A 17,317-nucleotide genomic window follows, 5' to 3' on the forward strand; every position below is an offset into this window, starting at 1 on the left:
AACCCCCAACAACGGCTTATCACAGCGAACCATAGCTGCAGCTATATGACTGAACGATCACGCGTCGCTAAAACTTATATCATCGCCGACTCTGCTGCCAACAGCTGATACTGCTCTGCAGTCAGCTGTTGGCGATAGTGCAAACCATGCAGCCCCTGCAAACCACCGGTATGAAAAAACGCTACCCGCTTTACGTTCGCAAGCGCGCCTTTTGTTATAAGTTCTATTAGTAGGTGCAGAGCTTTACCGGTGTATACCGGCTCAGTGCTGATATTATATTCACGCTTTAACTGGCAGCAGAAAGCGATGAGGTCTGCCGATAGCTTGCCATAGCCTGATCTTGCCTGAGCAATAGACCAGTTATTGAATATCTCATCGGATGGCAGGCAGGCGTTGACGCGTTGTGGCAGAGAGCTATCTTTAACTACAGCTAACCCCAGACACCTAATTGTTGGATGTTGATGAATAATGCCAGCCAGAGTGCCACCACTGGCAGTGGCACAGCAGAGCAGATCGGCGGCGCCTGCTGGCGTCTGCTGCAGGGGTAAAGTGCGAACACCCCAGGCACCTGCCTGATCACTCCCTCCCTCAGGTACTATAAGATAATGCGGGTAAGATATTTTTAAACTATTCAGGAACTCCGTCTGCTGGTGTTGTCTATAGCTATCGCGGTTAAGTGCTTTAAGTTGCATCCCAAAAGCCTGACAGCGTTTTAAAGTAGGATTCTGTTGGTCAAGGTGGTCAGTTCTGACAATACCAATAGTAGGAAAGTTATAGTGATGTCCAGCTGCAGCTAACGCCGCCAAGTGGTTAGAAAAGGCGCCGCCGAAGCTCAGGATCCCTTGTCCGGGTTGACGCTGTTGTAATGCCGATTGCAGTTTTAACCACTTGTTACCCGCTATCTCGGCGACAGGTGCTTTTAACGAGCAAATCCAAATTTCCGGTGCTGGGTTTGAAACCATGCTAGCCGGCAGTAGTTGCCAGTGATATTCGGCTGACAGCTGTGTCGTCATGCAAAGTGACCAATAAATAACGCGTGGTGGCTATTATAACGTCATCGGTTTCACTGGTGCGGCAATTTCCATCTGTGGGGGCCAGTTTGTGCGGCGATTTTGTCAGTTACAACGGGTTCCTGCTTTATTTGGGAAAAATGTGACAAAAAGCTATTTTCTTGCCGGAGAGTTACTTAGAATAGCAATAATTCTGTATAAATTTATTTCTGCTGCCGCTACTTCAGCCTTGCAGCGGGATGTCGTTAAAAGGATCCACCTTCCCCATGTTTAATAAATTGCGCGGCATTTTTTCCAACGATCTGTCCATTGACCTTGGTACAGCTAATACCCTTATTTATGTCAAAGATCAGGGCATCGTTTTGAACGAGCCTTCGGTAGTTGCTATTCGTCAGGAGCGTGCTGGTGGCCCGAAAAGTGTTGCTGCTGTTGGCCATGCTGCTAAGCGGATGCTGGGGCGTACTCCTGGCAATATCAAAGCGATCCGGCCGATGAAAGACGGTGTTATCGCTGACTTCTACGTTACCGAAAAAATGTTACAACATTTTATCCGTCAGGCGCACAGCAACAGTTTCCTACGGCCAAGCCCGCGGGTACTAGTCTGTGTACCTTGTGGCTCCACTCAGGTTGAACGCCGGGCCATTCGTGAATCAGCCCAGGGGGCTGGTGCCCGTGAGGTGTATCTGATTGATGAACCAATGGCTGCCGCTATCGGTGCCGGCTTGCCAGTGTCGGAAGCAACAGGCTCTATGGTGGTGGATATCGGTGGTGGTACTACTGAGGTTGCCATTATCTCGTTAAACGGTGTGGTGTATTCATCTTCAGTGCGGATTGGTGGCGATAAGTTTGATGATGCTATTGTTAACTATATCCGTCGCAACTACGGCATCTTGATCGGTGAAGCCACTGCTGAGCGCATTAAAACAGAAATTGGCTCTGCCTACCCAAGTGATGATGTGTTGGAGATTGAAGTTCGTGGCCGCAACTTGGCAGAAGGGGTGCCACGCAGCTTTACGATGACCAGCAACGAGATTCTGGAAGCGTTGCAAGAACCGCTGGCGGGTATCGTCAGTGCAGTTATGGTGGCGCTGGAGCAATCACCGCCTGAGCTGGCATCAGATATTTCTGAGCGTGGTATGGTATTAACCGGTGGTGGTGCACTGCTACGTGATTTAGACCGCTTGTTAATGGAAGAAACTGGCATTCCGGTGGTGGTTGCTGATGATCCTTTAACCTGTGTGGCTCGCGGTGGTGGTAAGGCACTGGAAATGATCGACATGCACGGTGGTGATGTCTTCAGCTACGAGTAAAGAGGTTTCTCACTTTCTGAGACTTACATGAATGACTTTTTTGCACGCGGCCCGGCACTCGGGCTGCGTTTAGTTTTAGCGGTAGCCTGCAGTATCGGGCTGATGTTTGTTGACCGTTACACGGATAGTGCCACCCAAGTTCGCAGTTATCTGACCTCAGCGGTCAGCCCACTTTTTTACGCCGCCAGTTTACCGGAAAGTCTGATTTCCAGTGCTTCCGAACAATTGATGTCACAACAACAATTACTTACCGAAAACTCGGCATTGCGAGAACGGTTATTACAGCAAGATGCACAGTTGCAGTTACTAAATTTCCTGCAGCAGGAAAATAATAAGTTACGTGCCTTGCTGGGCTCTGCGCCCGTGGTAGAAGGGCAGCGGCTGATTGCAGAGGTTTTAGCCGTATACAGCCACCCATTCGCACATCAAGTGGTCTTAAACAAAGGCAGTAATGATGGCGTTAACGTACATCAACCTTTGATTGATGATAAAGGTGTTGTGGGGCAGATTGTTAGTGTTGGGCCCAGTAGTAGTCGGGCTTTACTGATTTCAGACAATACTCATGCCATTTCGTTGCGTGCCGAGCGTACCGGGATCCGTACGATCGCCGAGGGTATCGGGCAATGGGACCAGCTGCGGGTCATTCATTTACCTCTGAGTACGGATATCCGTGAGGGCGATCGTTTATTAACCTCCGGTTTAGATGGTCGTTTTCCGGAAGGCTATCCGGTAGCGGAAGTCACCCGGGTGTTTAAAGATGATAGCCAGCCTTTTATGAATGTGATGGCCAGACCCTATGCGAAGCTCGACCGGATCCGTCACGTGTTAATTTTGTTGCCAGGTAACCAGCTCACTGTTGAGCCGCCAGCGGAGGAGCCACTTTAATGCGTCCGGCTCAGGGGTTAGGTTTTATTTATCTTAGTTTGTTAGCGGCGTTATTACTGACGGTTATTCCGGTGCCCTACCAATTGACATTATTTCGCCCTGACTGGGCACTGTTAGTGGTGATGTACTGGACCCTAGCGTTACCAAGACGAGTAAATATTGGTACGGCCTTTGTCGTCGGTTTTTTAACCGATGTATTGGTAGGCACAGTGTTAGGTGTAAATGCGCTGGCCTTTTCGGTAGTTAGCTTTGTTGTAGGGGTGAACTATCTAAAAATAAGGAATTTCGCAGTAATTCAGCAAGCGCTTTTAGTCGGTTTGTTATTAGCGCTATATCAGTTACTGGTATTCTGGCTGAGTCACTTTTTAACCGGGGTCAATTTCCGGCCCGCTTATTTGTGGCCGGTGGTGATCGGGATGTTAGTCTGGCCCTGGTTATTCTGGCTGTTACGCCGTTATCGTCGTCAACTTAAGATCCAATAATGTATCCGAAAATTGCGCTTGCCTCAGCGTCACCGAGGCGTAGGGAGTTGTTGACGCAAATTGGCGTTAACTTTGAATTAGTTAGTCCACAGATTGACGAAAGTGTGATCTCTGGTGAGACGCCTGCGGCCTATGTTAGCCGGCTGGCATTGGCAAAGGCGCGCGCTGGTGCTGTTGCGATAGCCGGACGTTTGCCGGTGCTTGGTGCGGATACCACTGTCGTGCTGGAGCAGCACATTCTGGGTAAACCGGAATCTAAAAGTCACTTTCTGCAGATGCTGAGCCAGCTCAGCGGGCGTAGCCACCAGGTATTCACGGCAGTCGCTGTTGTTAGCGGTGAGCACCAATTACAGGCACTAAGTTGTACCGAGGTTTGGTTCAGGAATATCTCTGCTGCTGAATTGGATGCATACTGGCAGAGCGGCGAGCCTGCAGATAAGGCGGGCGGTTATGGTATTCAGGGGCAGGCTGCCCGTTTTGTTGAGCGGATTAACGGCAGTTACACTGGCGTGGTAGGTTTACCACTGTGTGAGACTGATCGCCTGTTACAGCAACTGCAGGAGCTAGGATGAGTGCTGAACTATTAATTAATGTCACCCCGACCGAAACCCGTGTCGCTTTAATTGAGAACGGGGTTTTACAGGAGTTGCATATTGAGCGTCAGGCTCGACGGGGTTTAGTAGGCAATATTTATGTCGGTAAAGTCAGCCGGGTATTACCGGGAATGCAGGCTGCCTTTGTCGATATTGGTTTAGATAAAGCAGCCTTTTTGCACGCGTCAGATATAGTGCAACACAATGAAGCCAGCGAATTAGATACTAAGCCGGCCGTCAGTAAAGATATTCGGGTGTTGGTTCGTGAAGGGCAGTACTTACTGGTACAGGTGGTAAAAGACCCCCTTGGCACTAAGGGAGCCCGACTCACTACTGACATTACCTTGCCGTCACGCTACCTGGTGTTTATGCCAGACAGTGCGCATGTTGGTGTTTCGCAGCGGCTGGAGTCCGAAGCAGAGCGGCAACGCTTAAAAGATATTGTGAGCAATTGCGTCGACGATTGTGGCGGCTTTATTGTGCGCACGGCTGCAGAGGGCGCGGCTGAAGACGAGTTGGTACAAGACGCCAAATTTCTAAAAAAACTCTGGAGTAAGATCCTAAAACGGAAAAAAAATACCCGGAAAGAAGGGGTGGTTTACGAGGATCTGAGTCTGAGTTACCGTATTTTGCGGGACTTTGTCGGCACTGAGCTAGAGCGGGTAAGGGTCGACTCGAAACTGACCTTTCAGCAGCTTACCGCCTTTTGTGAAGAATTTATGCCGCAGATTATTCCATTACTGGAGTATTACCCTGGCGAGCGGCCGATTTTCGATTTATTTGACGTTGAGAACGAGATCCAGCGCGCATTGGAGCGCAAGGTGCCGCTAAAGAGTGGTGGCTATCTGATGATTGATCAGACCGAAGCGATGACCACAATCGATGTCAATACCGGTGCTTTCGTTGGCCATCGCAATCTGGACGAGACCATTTTCAACACCAATACCGAAGCCACCCAGGCGATTGCCCGTCAGCTACGCCTGCGTAATCTCGGTGGTATTATCATTATCGATTTTATCGATATGCAAAATGACGAACATAAAAGACGGGTGTTCCATAGTCTGGAACTGGCATTGGCCCGTGATCGTGCGAAAACCAACATTCACGGCTTCTCAGCCTTGGGTCTGGTTGAAATGACCCGGAAAAGAACCCGCGAAAGTCTGGAACATATCCTATGCTCAGAGTGTCCAGTATGTAAGGGGCGCGGTTCGCTGAAAACCGTTGAAACCGTTTGTTTTGAAATCTTGCGGGAAATCGTCCGGGTAAACCGTGCCTATTCTGCAGATAAATTTGTCGTGTATGTCTCGCCGGTAGTTCGTGATGCCCTAACGACAGATGAGTTCCACAGCCTGGCAGAATTGCAGGTGTTTATTGGTAAACAAATCAGTATTCAGTCGGAGCCCATGTATACGCAGGAACAGTTCGACGTGGTAATGATGTAGTGCAGCAAGTAAAACGGGTTTGCTTTTACTGTTTGCATAAAGTTTGGGTTGCGCTGGCACTTTGCTTAGTGTTGCTGGCAACGGTAATCTCAGTATTACGCCTGGCCTTACCTTATGCGGACAGTTACAAACAGCAAATTGAGCAGGTACTTAGCAACCAGCTAGGTGCTACGGTTGCGATCGGCCAGATCAGTGCTGGATGGCGGGGTAGCGGACCGGCCCTGTTACTGCAACAGCTTGAACTGGGTGACCCGCAACAACCCGTCCTGACTATCGCTCAAACATCATTACATCTCGATTTCTGGCAAACCTTATTGCAACGCACCATCACGGCGGAGCAAATCGAGTTACAGGGCTTGCGCTATCAGCTCAATGCCGACCAACTGTTAGGCCAGCAACCCTCTGCGGCTAGCAACGAATTAACACTCCCGGCACTGGAACAATTGTTTTTCCGGCAACTAAAAGATTTTACCGTTATCGACAGTCAGCTGGTGCTGATCAGTGCCGAGCACCCGGAGCAGGAGATACAGATCCACCGCCTGAACTGGCGAAATGTGGGTGAACGTCACCAGGGGCATGGCGAGTTATCCATTGCCGGAGTTACAGCCAATACCATCAGTTTTATTCTCGATTTTCAGGGGCCAGATCTTCAGCAAGCACAAGGGCAACTCTATTTAGAGAGCGCAGAGCTGGACGTACTGCCCTGGTTTGTGCAATTCCTGCCACAAAGTAGCCGGTTACAGAAAGCTGCCCTTAACTTCCGGGCCTGGGCGGGTTTAAGCGGTGGCCAGTTCACCTATCTGCAATTAGAGCTGGCCGAAAATAGTCTGTACTGGCAGCGTGAGGCCGTGCAACATAGTTTGAAACTCGGCCCTGGACAATTACTCTGGACGCCCAACAGCAACGGCTGGCAGCTATTATCTACTGAACTCACGCTGGCTGATGCATTAACACAATGGCCAGGGCTGACATTGCAACTAAGTCGTGCCGATGAGCAGTATCTGGCAACCCTGAGCGATTTTCAGTTAGACGCGCTACAGCCACTCGCTCAGTTGCTGGCGGAAGACAGTGAAAAACTAGAAGCCATATTGGCGTACCAACCGACGGGATATTTACAACAATTACAACTTCGCGTCCGGCAGGAGCAATGGCAACTAACGGGTACGGTGGAGGCGCTCAGTACTGTTGCAGTTGGTGATGTGCCCGGATTAAAGCAGTTACAGGGGCAGTTGGCGGCGACCGAGCACCTGATCTGGCTGCGGCTAAATGGTGAGCAACAAAGTTTAGACTGGGACGGACTGTTCCCGACGCCGTGGGATTACCAACAGCTGGTAGCAGAGCTCAGGTTAGTGCCCACGACAGCGGGCTGGCAGATCCAGATCCCTGAATTTCAATTGCAACTGAGCGATTTCGAGCTGGCAGCCGAAGCCAGTATCACCCTCGGAGAGCGACCAGAGCTCGCCCTGTTGGCACAGTTAACCGGTCTGGATGCTGCAAAGGCCAGTCAGTATTTTCCACAGCGTTATATGCCTGAGAAAACACGGGATTATCTGAGTGTAGCGATAGAAGGCGGTCAGCTACAGCAGGCAACAGTGCTGTGGCAAGGTGCTTTTGCTGATTATCCGTTTAGTGATGCGACGGGCCATTTTCAGGTGTACGCCGGTTTAAACGGCGCAACCTTTCGCTTTGCTCCAGACTGGCCGGCATTAACTGAGTTACAGGCTGCACTGTGGTTTGATAATGCCGCCATGCTAATTGAAGGTCAGCAGGGCTATCTGGGGTTATTGCCCCTGACTGACCCGGTACAAGCCAGTATTGTCGATTTGCGACGTGCCACTCAACTTGATATCCGGCTCAATACGGAGCTTGATACCGCTGCGTTAACAGAGTTGATGTTGGCGTCTTCGCTACAAAATAGTTTAGGTAAAACCTTGCAACATCTCGGGCTGGCAGGTCCGGTGCGCGGTGATTTGTTATTAGAGATTGGACTTACCGAACCTGGTGTGGTGGCATCCGGCAGCGCTGACCTACTCAATGTACAGGCAAACCTGCAGGCACCTGCGATTCAGCTTGATGGCTTAACCGGGCGGGTGAACTTTCGCAACGAAGTGTTAGCCGGCGAAGCCTTACAATTTCGCTATTTGGGTTTGCCGGCCAGCGGCAGTTTTAACGGTGCGATGCAGGACCTTGGTTATCAAATTGAGCTGACGTTACAAGGGCAGGCCTTGGCCGAAGATTTGCAATTATTGCTAGTTACCGATAATGAAGACTTACTCGCCGGAGCCGCCGACTGGCAACTAAAGTTAGCATTAAACCTACCCGAGCAGGGTTTTACTTATCAGGCAACCTTAGATGCCGATCTCAGTGCACTGGCTTTACAATTACCCATTCCCTATCAAAAAAGTGTCGGGCAGCGCGCGTTGCTGCATTTGGTGGCCAATGGTAATACCGAACAAAGCTTTGTGGCGCTAAGTTATCCGCAGCTATTGGATTTTCAGGCGCAATTATCGCATAGCAGTGGCCGCATAGAGCGGGCCCAATTAATGCTGGGGCCGGATAAAGCCAGCCTGACACAAACGGGTTTTACGGTAGAGGTTGATTTAGCGTCTGCCGAATTAACCAGTTGGTTTAGTCTGTTGCAGCCGCTGCTCAGCAAGGCGGCAACTGAACCAGGATGGTTACCACCCTTGCAACGGGTGCGGGGGCAGATCCAGCAAATCCGGTTACCCGCTGAGCTTGAGCTAACGAATACCGTATTTGACCTGACACCAACGGCCGATGCCTGGCAGTTACAGTTAAATGGCGCTGAAATTGCCAGCCGCTGGCAATTTTTCCATGATTGGCAAGCCAAAGGTTTAACCGCCGAGCTGGACTACCTGCATTTAGTGTTGCCACAGCCGCTGCTTGCAGCAGACAGTGCTGCGGTGGAAACCACACCCGCACCCGAGCCGGAACGTCAGGCTCAGCAATGGCTAACGGAAATGGTGCCGTTGCAACTACGGTGTAAAGATTGTGCCGTTGGGCCTTATCGCTTTGGTAATGTAACGCTTAAAGCCGCAGGTACAGGTGAGCGTTGGCAGCTAACTGAGCTGCAAACCGACTACAAGGGTAATAAATTTAATCTAACAGGGAACTGGCAACCGGATGCGGAGTTAGGACTCAGTCAGTTTAGTGGTAACTTCGTCAGCCCTAATCTCGGCGCCTTATTAACGGAATATGGCTTAAGTAGTGCGATTAGCGGCAGTCGTAGCGAGCTTGATTTTACATTGCACTGGCAGGGTGCGCCGCAGCAGTTCGCGATGAAGGCGCTGAACGGCAAGGTGCAATTTGCCTTGGGTGAAGGCTCACTGACTGAAGTCAGCGATCAGGGCGCCCGGTTATTCTCAATCTTCAGTTTAAACTCACTTGTTCGCAAACTCCGGCTGGATTTTCGCGATGTGTTTGCGAAAGGCTTTTTTTATAACCGGATGAGCGGAAATCTCAGCTTGCAGCAAGGTGTAGCGCAAACCAGCGATTTCAGTATCGATGGTGTGCCTGGCAATATGCAGCTGCAGGGGTATGCCGACCTGGTAAAGCGTGAGATGGATTATCAGGTATCATTTTCTCCGAAGGTCACCTCCAGTTTACCGGTAATCATCGCCTGGATGGTTAATCCGGCAACTGGCCTGGCTGCGCTGGCGCTGGATGAGGTGTTTCAATCGGCTGAAGTGATTTCCCGGATTAACTTTACGGTCACGGGCAGTTTTGATAAGCCGGTGGTGACCGAGGTAAACCGTCACAGCACCGAAGTGCCGGTGCCGGTAAGAATTGCCCAACCTGAGATCCGCAATGATGACAGCCGCCAACCTCTGCTCAACTGATACTGCGGACAGTCGCTGGCGATTGTCCGCATTACAATTAACCAGTCAGCCTGAGCCTGAGCGTAACTTCGCTCAGGTAGCACAGTTGTTGGCCACCTTACCCAAGGCCGCGCAGCATCTGGTGGTATTGCCTGAATGCTTTGCGGTGTTTGGCGGTGGTGAAACTTTACAACGGCAATATCAGGCGCCGCTGGGAGCAGGGCAACTACAACAAAAAACCGCAGCATTGGCAAAGACGTATCAGGTCTACGTACTGGCGGGAAGTATGCCTACGGCCAGCCCTGATCCACAGCGTTTTTACGCCAGCAGCGTTTTATTTGGCCCGGATGGCCGTATTTTGGCTGATTACCAGAAGTTACACTTATTTGATGTGGCGGTAGCCGATAGCACTGGCAGCTATCGTGAATCCGTTAGCACTATGCCGGGCAATAAAGTGACATTAAGCCAGCAGGGCAGTCTGAAACTCGGTATGACGATATGTTATGATGTGCGCTTTCCGGGACTGGCTCAGCAACTGGCAATGTTAGGCATGAATGTACTGGCGGTGCCCGCGGCTTTTACCCGGCCTACCGGCGCTGCACACTGGCATACGTTGTTACGGGCCAGAGCGATTGAAAACCAGTGCTTTGTCGTCGCTCCCGCGCAAACCGGTATTCATGCTAATGGCCGGGAAACCTATGGTCATAGCCTGATTATCAACCCCTGGGGCGAAGTGCTGGCCGATGCTGGCACTGAGGTGGGCGCGATCAGTATCGAAGTTGACCTGGCAGAATGTCCGCAACTGGCCAGCAAAATGCCGGTAAAACTTCATAACCGTTTTAAAAGTGAGCTGAAACCATGAATGTCGTAGAACAAAATCTGATTAATGCTTCTGAGCTAAGCGCCCGCGATCTCGAGCAGACGCTGGGCTTTTTGTTTGCGCATCAGCTCGATTATGCCGACCTTTACTTCCAATCCAGTGTGCATGAGTCCTGGGTGTTGGAAGATGGCCTGGTAAAAGACGGCTCTTTTAATATTGAACGCGGTGTTGGCGTGCGCGCCATTAGCGGTGAAAAAACCGGTTTTGCCTATGCTGATAGCATCAACCGTGATGCATTAATGCAAGCCGCTGGTGCCGCCCGCGGTATCGCGGCACAGGGTCAACAGGGCAGCGTAAAAGCTTTTAGCAAAAGTGGTAACAGCAATATTTATCTGCCTTGCGAGCCGCTGCAAAGTTTAACGAATACCGAAAAAGTGGCGTTACTACATCAGATTGAAGCCTATATTCGTAGCCTGGATAGCCGGGCCGAACAGGTGATGGTTAGCTTGACCGGTGTGTATGAAGAAGTTTTGGTGGCGGCCAGTGATGGTACCTTTGCTACTGATATCCGGCCATTGGTACGGCTAAACTGTTCGGTATTACTGGTACAGGATGGCCGGCGTGAACGTGGCAGCGCCGGTGGCGGTGCCCGCACTGATTATTATTACTTCAGTGAAGAGACCGATGGTCAGCCACGCTGGCAGCAATATGCCCGTGAAGCGGTGCGGATGGCGCAGGTGAATTTGACTGCTATCGATGCCCCTGCCGGCACCATGCCGGTAGTATTAGGGGCGGGTTGGCCCGGTGTGTTACTGCATGAAGCGGTCGGCCATGGTCTGGAAGGCGATTTTAACCGCAAAGGTTCTTCCACATTCAGTGGTCGGATTGGTCAGCAGGTTGCCTCGAAACACTGTACTATCGTTGACGATGGTACCTTAACGGGTCGCCGTGGCTCGCTGAATATCGACGATGAAGGTACACCAAGCGCATACAACGTGCTAATCGAAAACGGCATCCTCAAAGGTTATATTCAGGATAAACACAATGCGATGCTAATGGGCGTAGCACCGACTGGTAACGGCCGGCGTGAGTCCTTTGCACATCTGCCGATGCCACGGATGACTAACACCTATATGCTGGGTGGTGACTATGCGCCGGAAGAAATCATCGCCAGCGTGAAAAAAGGCATTTATGCCCCGAATTTTGGCGGTGGTCAGGTGGATATTACCTCCGGCAAGTTTGTGTTCTCGGCGTCAGAAGCCTATCTGATTGAAGATGGCAAGATTACCACGCCAATTAAAGGCGCTACCTTAATTGGTAATGGCCCGGAAGCGATGCAGCAGGTATCGATGGTGGGTAATGATATGAGGCTAGACAGCGGAGTCGGCGTCTGTGGCAAGCAAGGCCAGAGTGTGCCGGTAGGGGTTGGTCAGCCGACGCTGAAGCTGGATGCCATGACCGTTGGCGGTACCCAGTAAATATTAATTATAAGATCAGATCTTTGGCCAGCCCGCCGCTGGCCTGTTACTCTACAGCAGGAAATTAACATGGCAGCATTTGGAACCGTTTTTACCCCCGATATGATGTTGGCAGAATTTGCCAATAACCAGTGGAGCGAACCGGCATTAGTACCGGTTAACAGCATTAGCCTGCATCCCGGCGCCCATGTGCTGCACTATGCCAGCACTTGCTTTGAGGGCTTAAAGGCGTTTCGCCATGCCGACGGCTCGGTGCACATTTTCCGGATGGACCGTAATATCGCCCGCTTACAGCAAAGCAGTGCTTTGTTGGCGCTACCGGCTTTTGATGGTGCGATGCTGCGCCAGATGATCCTGGATATTGTTAAACGCTATGCTGCCGATGTACCTAATCCTCCTGGCTCGATGTATATCCGGCCAACCCATATCGGTACTGAGCCCTCTATTGGTAAGGCGGCGGCGCCAAGTTTAAATTCAATGCTGTATGTTCTGTTGTCGCCGGTTGGCGATTACTTTGCCGGTGGCGCTAGACCACTGCGGCTGTTACTGGAAGACAATGCACGCTGCGCGCCGCATATGGGGATGGTAAAAAGTGGCGGTAACTATGCCAGCGCACTGCAACCTATTATGAAAGCCCGGGCAGCGGTGCAGGCCGATCAGGTCCTGTTCTGCCCGAATGGTGATGTGCAGGAGACCGGCGCCGCCAACTTCCTGCTCATCGATGGCAACGAAATTATCACTAAGGCGCTGGATGCCAGCTTCCTGCATGGTATTACCCGTGACTCGATTTTAACCCTGGCGCGTGACCGCGGTATGAAGGTATCAGAACGTGAGCTAACCGTGGATGAGTTGCTGGAGCGGGCGGTAAAACCGGGTGCTGAAGCGGCGTTATCGGGCACTGCTGCGGTATTAACACCGGTTGGTACCTTAATTCACAATGGTCAGGAATATGCGGTTGGTGGTGGCCAGACTGGCAATACTACAGCCAGCTTACGCCAGGCACTGAATGATATTCAGTGGGGTAAGGCGGCAGATCCGCATGGCTGGTTAACCAAAGTTTGTTAACTGCATCGCGCAACATCAGTAAATAAATCAGGCCGCATTTCGCGGCCTGATTATTCTGAGCAAGTGATAAAGGATTGCTTAGTCCTGAATAATAAAAGGTTTAATTAGCTGAAACAGCTCACGGTAAGATTTCGGTGGCTGCTGCTTCTCCTGCTCTTTCTTGGCATTACGGATCAGCTGGCGCAGTTGCTGTACGTCAACCTCAGGATATTCGGCGATAAATGCGGTTACCGCATCGGCTTCTGCTAACAGGCGGTCACGCCAGGTCTCCACTTTGTGGAACTGCCGGGTCGCAGCCTGATTGGTATTACGGATAATCGCCAGCGCCTGTTCGATTGGCTCTAATTCATCTTCACGTTCCCGCATCAGGCGACCAATAAACTGAATATGGCGGCGCAATGCTTCGCGCTTTTTAGCCAGCTTGTCGGCCAGCTCTAACGCATCTTTTAATTCGTCATCCAGCGGGATCTTGGCACGAGCTGCCGGGCTTAAGGCAATCAGCTCTTCCCCCAAGGCCTGCAAGGCGTGCATCTCACGTTTGATCTGGCTTTTACTGATGTGATCTGGCTGCTCCAGCCATTTACTGTCACCGTATTTAAATTCTGTATCTGTCATGCTGTGGCTTCTTTATCACTGGTCTGCCTCTAGTATATCACTAAATAGCGGATCGCGGGCAGCGGCCAGAAGCGGACTATGATAAGCTAGGCGCATCACGTTAGAAGGTTCGAATACTATGCAGCAAACCGCTATTCAGCAGGAAATCGCCGAAGTTAAACAAGCTGTCAGCCAGGTGCTGGCGCATGCTAAGCAATTAGGCGCCAGTAGCGCCGAAGCCTCAATGAGCCGTACTCGAGGCTTAAGTGTTGAAACCCGCCATGGCGAGGTGGAAACGGTTGAGTTTAATCAGGACGGTGGTTTAGGGATCAGTTTATATTTCGGCCAGCGCAAAGGCTCGGCCTCGACTGCAGATCTAAGCCCGCAAGCGTTAAAGCGCACCGTTGAGGCGGCTGCAGATATTGCCCGTTATACCTCGGAAGATCCGCATGCCGGTGTCGCAGAAGCCAGCTGGCTGGAGTTTAACCCGCCACAGCTAGATTTATATTACCCGGACAGTATCGGCACCGAAAAGGCCATCGCACTCTGTGCTGCCGCAGAAGAAGCGGCTTTTGCAGAAGATAGCCGCATTACTAATTCTGAAGGCGCGTCGTTTTCAACCCATCAGGGTTTAAAGGTGTATGGCAATAGCCATGGCCAACTAGTTGGTTATCCCAGCTCGCGCCACAGTTTTAGCTGTGTGGTAATCGGCGAAGCCGGTGATGATATGCAGCGCGACTACAGCTACACCGTGGCACGTCGCTATGCCGATTTGCTTGACCCACGGCAAATTGGCCGCGAAGCCGCCCGCGAAACGGTATCCCGGCTACAGCCACGCAAAATTCCAACCCAGAAAGTGCCGGTATTATTCCGTGCAGATATTGCCAGCTCCTTGTTCGGACATCTGGTATCTGCAATCAGCGGCGGCAGTATTTATCGTAAATCGAGCTTTTTACTGGATACAGTGGGCCAGCAAATTATGGCGCCTGGGCTGACGATTCTGGAAAAGCCACATTTGGATCTGGCTTTAGCGTCGAGCCCCTTTGACAGCGAAGGCGTAAAAACCCGCGATCTAACGGTGATTGAACAGGGCGTGTTAACCACCTATCTGACCACCAGCTACTCGGCGCGTAAATTAGGCATGGCCAGTACCGGTCATGCCGGCGGTATTCATAACTGGTTAGTGCAGCACGGCAATGACGATTTAGCCGCACTATGCCGGCAAATGGGTAAGGGCTTACTGGTAACAGAGTTAATGGGCCAGGGTGTCAATACCGTCACCGGCGACTATTCTCGTGGTGCCAGTGGTTTCTGGGTAGAGCATGGCGAAATTCAGTTCCCGGTTGCCGAAGTCACCATTGCCGGTAATTTAAAAGATATCTTTATGAATATCGTGGCCATTGGTAATGATGTTGATCGGCGTGGCGGGGTACAAACCGGCTCAGTACTGGTCAGTCAAATGCAGGTTGCCGGTGATTAACGGCTAACCCAATAAAAAAAGCCTCATGCGAGGCTTTTTTTTATTGCTGTTAAACCGCAGCGCTGTGCTGCGGTTTAATGGCGCAATTAATCAATCTTGGTTTTCAGACCACGACGGATTAACAGCGCATCAGTGGTAGGTTCCTGACCACGGAAGGCTTTGTAAGACTCCATGGTTGGACGTGAGTTACCCACTGACAGAATGTTTTTGCGGTAATGATCACCGTTCTCACGGGTTAAACCACCATTCTTCTGCACATGGGCAAAAGCATCAGCCGCCAGAATTTCACTCCACATATAGGCATAGTAACCGGCAGAGTAACCGCCACCCATAGAGTGAGAGAAGAAATTCGACTTATAGCGCGGTGGTACTGCAGCCAAATCTACACCGTGTTTTTTCAGTGCTGCGGCTTCAAACTCTTGTGGATTTTGCAGCGGTGCGTCAGCACCCAGCGTATGCCATTCCATATCCAATAGGGCAGCAGAGATATACTCTAACGTATCGAAGCCCTGGTTAAAGCTGCGTGAACGCATGACTTTATCCAGCAGATCGCCAGGGATTGGCTCACCGGTTTGGTAATGCTTCGCATAGTTAGCCAGAATCTCCGGATGCTGCGCCCAGTCTTCTTCGAAGGTAGACGGGAACTCAACGAAATCGCGTGATACCGCAGTCATCGCCAGTGACGGATACTTCACGCTGGAGAACATACCGTGTACACCATGGCCCAGCTCGTGGAAGATGGTAGTGGTATGGTCATAGCTGATCAGGGTTGGCTCACCGTCCGGCGCTTTTGGAATGTTCATCACGTTAACCACAACCGGCTTCTGGCCGGTCAGGTGTGATTGACCCACGAACGAGCTCATCCAGGCGCCACCACGTTTGCCTTCACGGGCAAAGTAGTCAGCATAGAACAGCGCAATGCTGGTGCCGTCGGCATCAAACACTTCATACACTTCTACATCCGGGTGATACACCGGTAAATCCGGACGCGGCTCAAAACGCACGCCATAGAAACGGTTCAGGTAATAGAAGGCGCCGTCTTTTAAGACGCGGTTAAACTCGAAGTACTTTTTAACTTCGTTCTCGTCCAGGTCATATTTGGCCTGACGTACGAACTCGGCATAGTATTCCCAATCCCATGGCTGAACGTCAAAATCACCGCCTTTTTCGCGGATCATCGCCTGAATCGCTTCTTGCTCTTTCAGGGTGTTTTCAACCACTGCTGGTACCATTGAGCCTAACATGTCAAACACCGCTTTCGGGTTCTGTGCCATGTTATTTTCCAGCGTATAGGCCGCCCAGTTGTCGTAACCTAACAGCTTGGCGCGCTCAGCACGCAGTTGTGCTAAACGGGAAACGATTTCAGTATTATTAAACTCACCGGATTGTGCGCGGTTAGCCGAAGCTTCCCACACCCGCTGCCGTACTTCACGGTTATTCAGCGAAGTTAAAATCGGCTGGCGCGTGGTATTGGTGATGCTCAGCAGATATTTGCCTTCCAGACCGCGCTCTTTGGCGGCATTGGCGGCCGAGATAATTTGTGCCGGTGATAAGCCGTCCAGCTCTTCAACCGTATCGACAACGACTGCAATATTACGGGTTTCGGCTAACAGGTTTTGCGAGAACTGGTTGGTCAGCTTTGAGTGTTCTTCGTTCAGCGCACGAATGGCGGTTTTCTGCTCGTCATTCAGCTTGGCGCCTGAGCGGACAAAACGCTCGTAGTACACTTCGACTAAACGCAGCGATTCTGCATCCAGACCCAGATCATTGCGGGCATTGTAAACACTTTCAACCCGGGCAAATAAAGTTGGGTTCAGGTTGATATTGTCAGAGTGTGCAGCCATTTTCGGCGCCAGTTCACTTTGAATTTGGCGGCGTTGTTCGTTGCTGTCGGTACCGGTCAGGTTGTAGAACACCCGGGATACGCGAGTTAACAGCTCACCGCTTTTCTCCATTGCCACAAAAGTATTTTCAAAGGTGGCTGGCTCTGGGTTGTTGGCAATGGCTTCAATTTCCGCCATATGCTGTTTCATACCTTCTTCAAACGCCGGTAAGAAATGGTCATCTTTAATTTCAGCGAAATTTGGCGCTTCAAATGGCAGAGTGCTTTTCTTGAAGAATGGGTTAGTCACTGTCACTTCCGCAGTCGCTGCTGGTGCAGCCTGATTAGCTTGTTGGGTTGGGGCGGTATTGTCAGAGCAGGCGCTGAGTGACAGCACTGCACCAACGGCCGTAGCGAGTAGAGTTTTACGCATTTCACATCTCCGTGGATAGGTCGGCTGGTTTTTGTTTTAGTCGGGCCGCGTGGCGGCGGGTTAC

The 17,317-nt window shown here is 51.2% G+C and carries 13 protein-coding genes; 10 read left to right on the forward strand and 3 right to left on the reverse strand.

The window, feature by feature from the left end:
* Positions 1-74: 74 nt before the first annotated feature.
* A complete protein-coding gene (locus AGRI_RS12330) occupies positions 75-1,013 on the reverse strand; it encodes a 1-aminocyclopropane-1-carboxylate deaminase/D-cysteine desulfhydrase (protein WP_008985237.1) in 939 nt (312 codons plus the stop codon).
* A 263-nt stretch (positions 1,014-1,276) separates the two neighbouring features.
* Here AGRI_RS12330 and AGRI_RS12335 point away from each other — a divergent pair, with 263 nt between their 5' ends.
* The 9 genes from AGRI_RS12335 (at position 1,277) to AGRI_RS12375 (ending at position 12,924) form a co-directional block, all read left to right on the forward strand.
* Positions 1,277-2,320, forward strand: coding sequence for a rod shape-determining protein (locus AGRI_RS12335; RefSeq protein WP_008985238.1), 1,044 nt, complete (start codon positions 1,277-1,279; stop codon positions 2,318-2,320).
* Between the two features lie 27 nt (positions 2,321-2,347).
* Complete coding sequence (gene mreC / locus AGRI_RS12340; protein WP_008985239.1) at positions 2,348-3,205, forward strand: rod shape-determining protein MreC; 858 nt, start codon at positions 2,348-2,350, stop codon at positions 3,203-3,205.
* A complete protein-coding gene (mreD, locus tag AGRI_RS12345; protein ID WP_008985240.1) occupies positions 3,205-3,687 on the forward strand; it encodes a rod shape-determining protein MreD in 483 nt (160 codons plus the stop codon). The genes mreC and mreD overlap by 1 nt, the downstream gene beginning before the upstream one ends.
* A complete protein-coding gene (locus AGRI_RS12350; protein ID WP_008985241.1) occupies positions 3,687-4,259 on the forward strand; it encodes a Maf family protein in 573 nt (190 codons plus the stop codon). The genes mreD and AGRI_RS12350 overlap by 1 nt, the downstream gene beginning before the upstream one ends.
* Positions 4,256-5,722, forward strand: coding sequence for a ribonuclease G (gene rng, locus AGRI_RS12355; RefSeq protein ID WP_008985242.1), 1,467 nt, complete (start codon positions 4,256-4,258; stop codon positions 5,720-5,722). Before AGRI_RS12350 ends, rng begins: the two co-directional genes overlap by 4 nt.
* Positions 5,723-5,754: 32 nt before the next feature.
* Entirely contained in the window at positions 5,755-9,582 is a 3,828-nt protein-coding gene (locus AGRI_RS12360; RefSeq protein ID WP_237713090.1) for a YhdP family protein, read from the forward strand.
* Entirely contained in the window at positions 9,551-10,423 is an 873-nt protein-coding gene (locus AGRI_RS12365) for a carbon-nitrogen hydrolase family protein (RefSeq protein WP_008985244.1), read from the forward strand. Before AGRI_RS12360 ends, AGRI_RS12365 begins: the two co-directional genes overlap by 32 nt.
* On the forward strand, positions 10,420-11,859 hold the full coding sequence (tldD, locus tag AGRI_RS12370) for a metalloprotease TldD (protein ID WP_008985245.1): 1,440 nt from the start codon (positions 10,420-10,422) through the stop codon (positions 11,857-11,859). The genes AGRI_RS12365 and tldD overlap by 4 nt, the downstream gene beginning before the upstream one ends.
* Before the next feature lie 63 nt (positions 11,860-11,922).
* The gene (locus AGRI_RS12375; RefSeq protein ID WP_272942278.1) at positions 11,923-12,924 is read left to right on the forward strand and encodes a branched-chain amino acid aminotransferase; all 1,002 of its coding nucleotides are present in this window, start codon (positions 11,923-11,925) and stop codon (positions 12,922-12,924) included.
* A 78-nt stretch (positions 12,925-13,002) separates the two neighbouring features.
* Here the strand turns inward: AGRI_RS12375 and yjgA are convergent, their stop codons facing one another.
* Positions 13,003-13,539 carry a ribosome biogenesis factor YjgA gene (gene yjgA, locus AGRI_RS12380; protein WP_008985247.1) on the reverse strand — a complete coding sequence of 179 codons (537 nt, stop codon included), beginning with the start codon at positions 13,537-13,539 and terminating at the stop codon, positions 13,003-13,005.
* A 118-nt stretch (positions 13,540-13,657) separates the two neighbouring features.
* Between yjgA and pmbA the strand changes: the two genes are divergently transcribed.
* Positions 13,658-14,998 (forward strand): metalloprotease PmbA, encoded by a 1,341-nt coding sequence (gene pmbA / locus AGRI_RS12385; protein ID WP_008985248.1) that lies wholly within the window; start codon positions 13,658-13,660, stop codon positions 14,996-14,998.
* 86 nt (positions 14,999-15,084) lie between these two features.
* Here pmbA and AGRI_RS12390 read toward each other — a convergent pair whose 3' ends face one another.
* A complete protein-coding gene (locus AGRI_RS12390) occupies positions 15,085-17,253 on the reverse strand; it encodes a M3 family metallopeptidase (RefSeq protein WP_008985249.1) in 2,169 nt (722 codons plus the stop codon).
* Positions 17,254-17,317: the final 64 nt, after the last annotated feature.

This window comes from Alishewanella agri BL06 (assembly GCF_000272005.1).
GTDB classification, from domain to species: Bacteria; Pseudomonadota; Gammaproteobacteria; order Enterobacterales; family Alteromonadaceae; genus Alishewanella; species Alishewanella agri.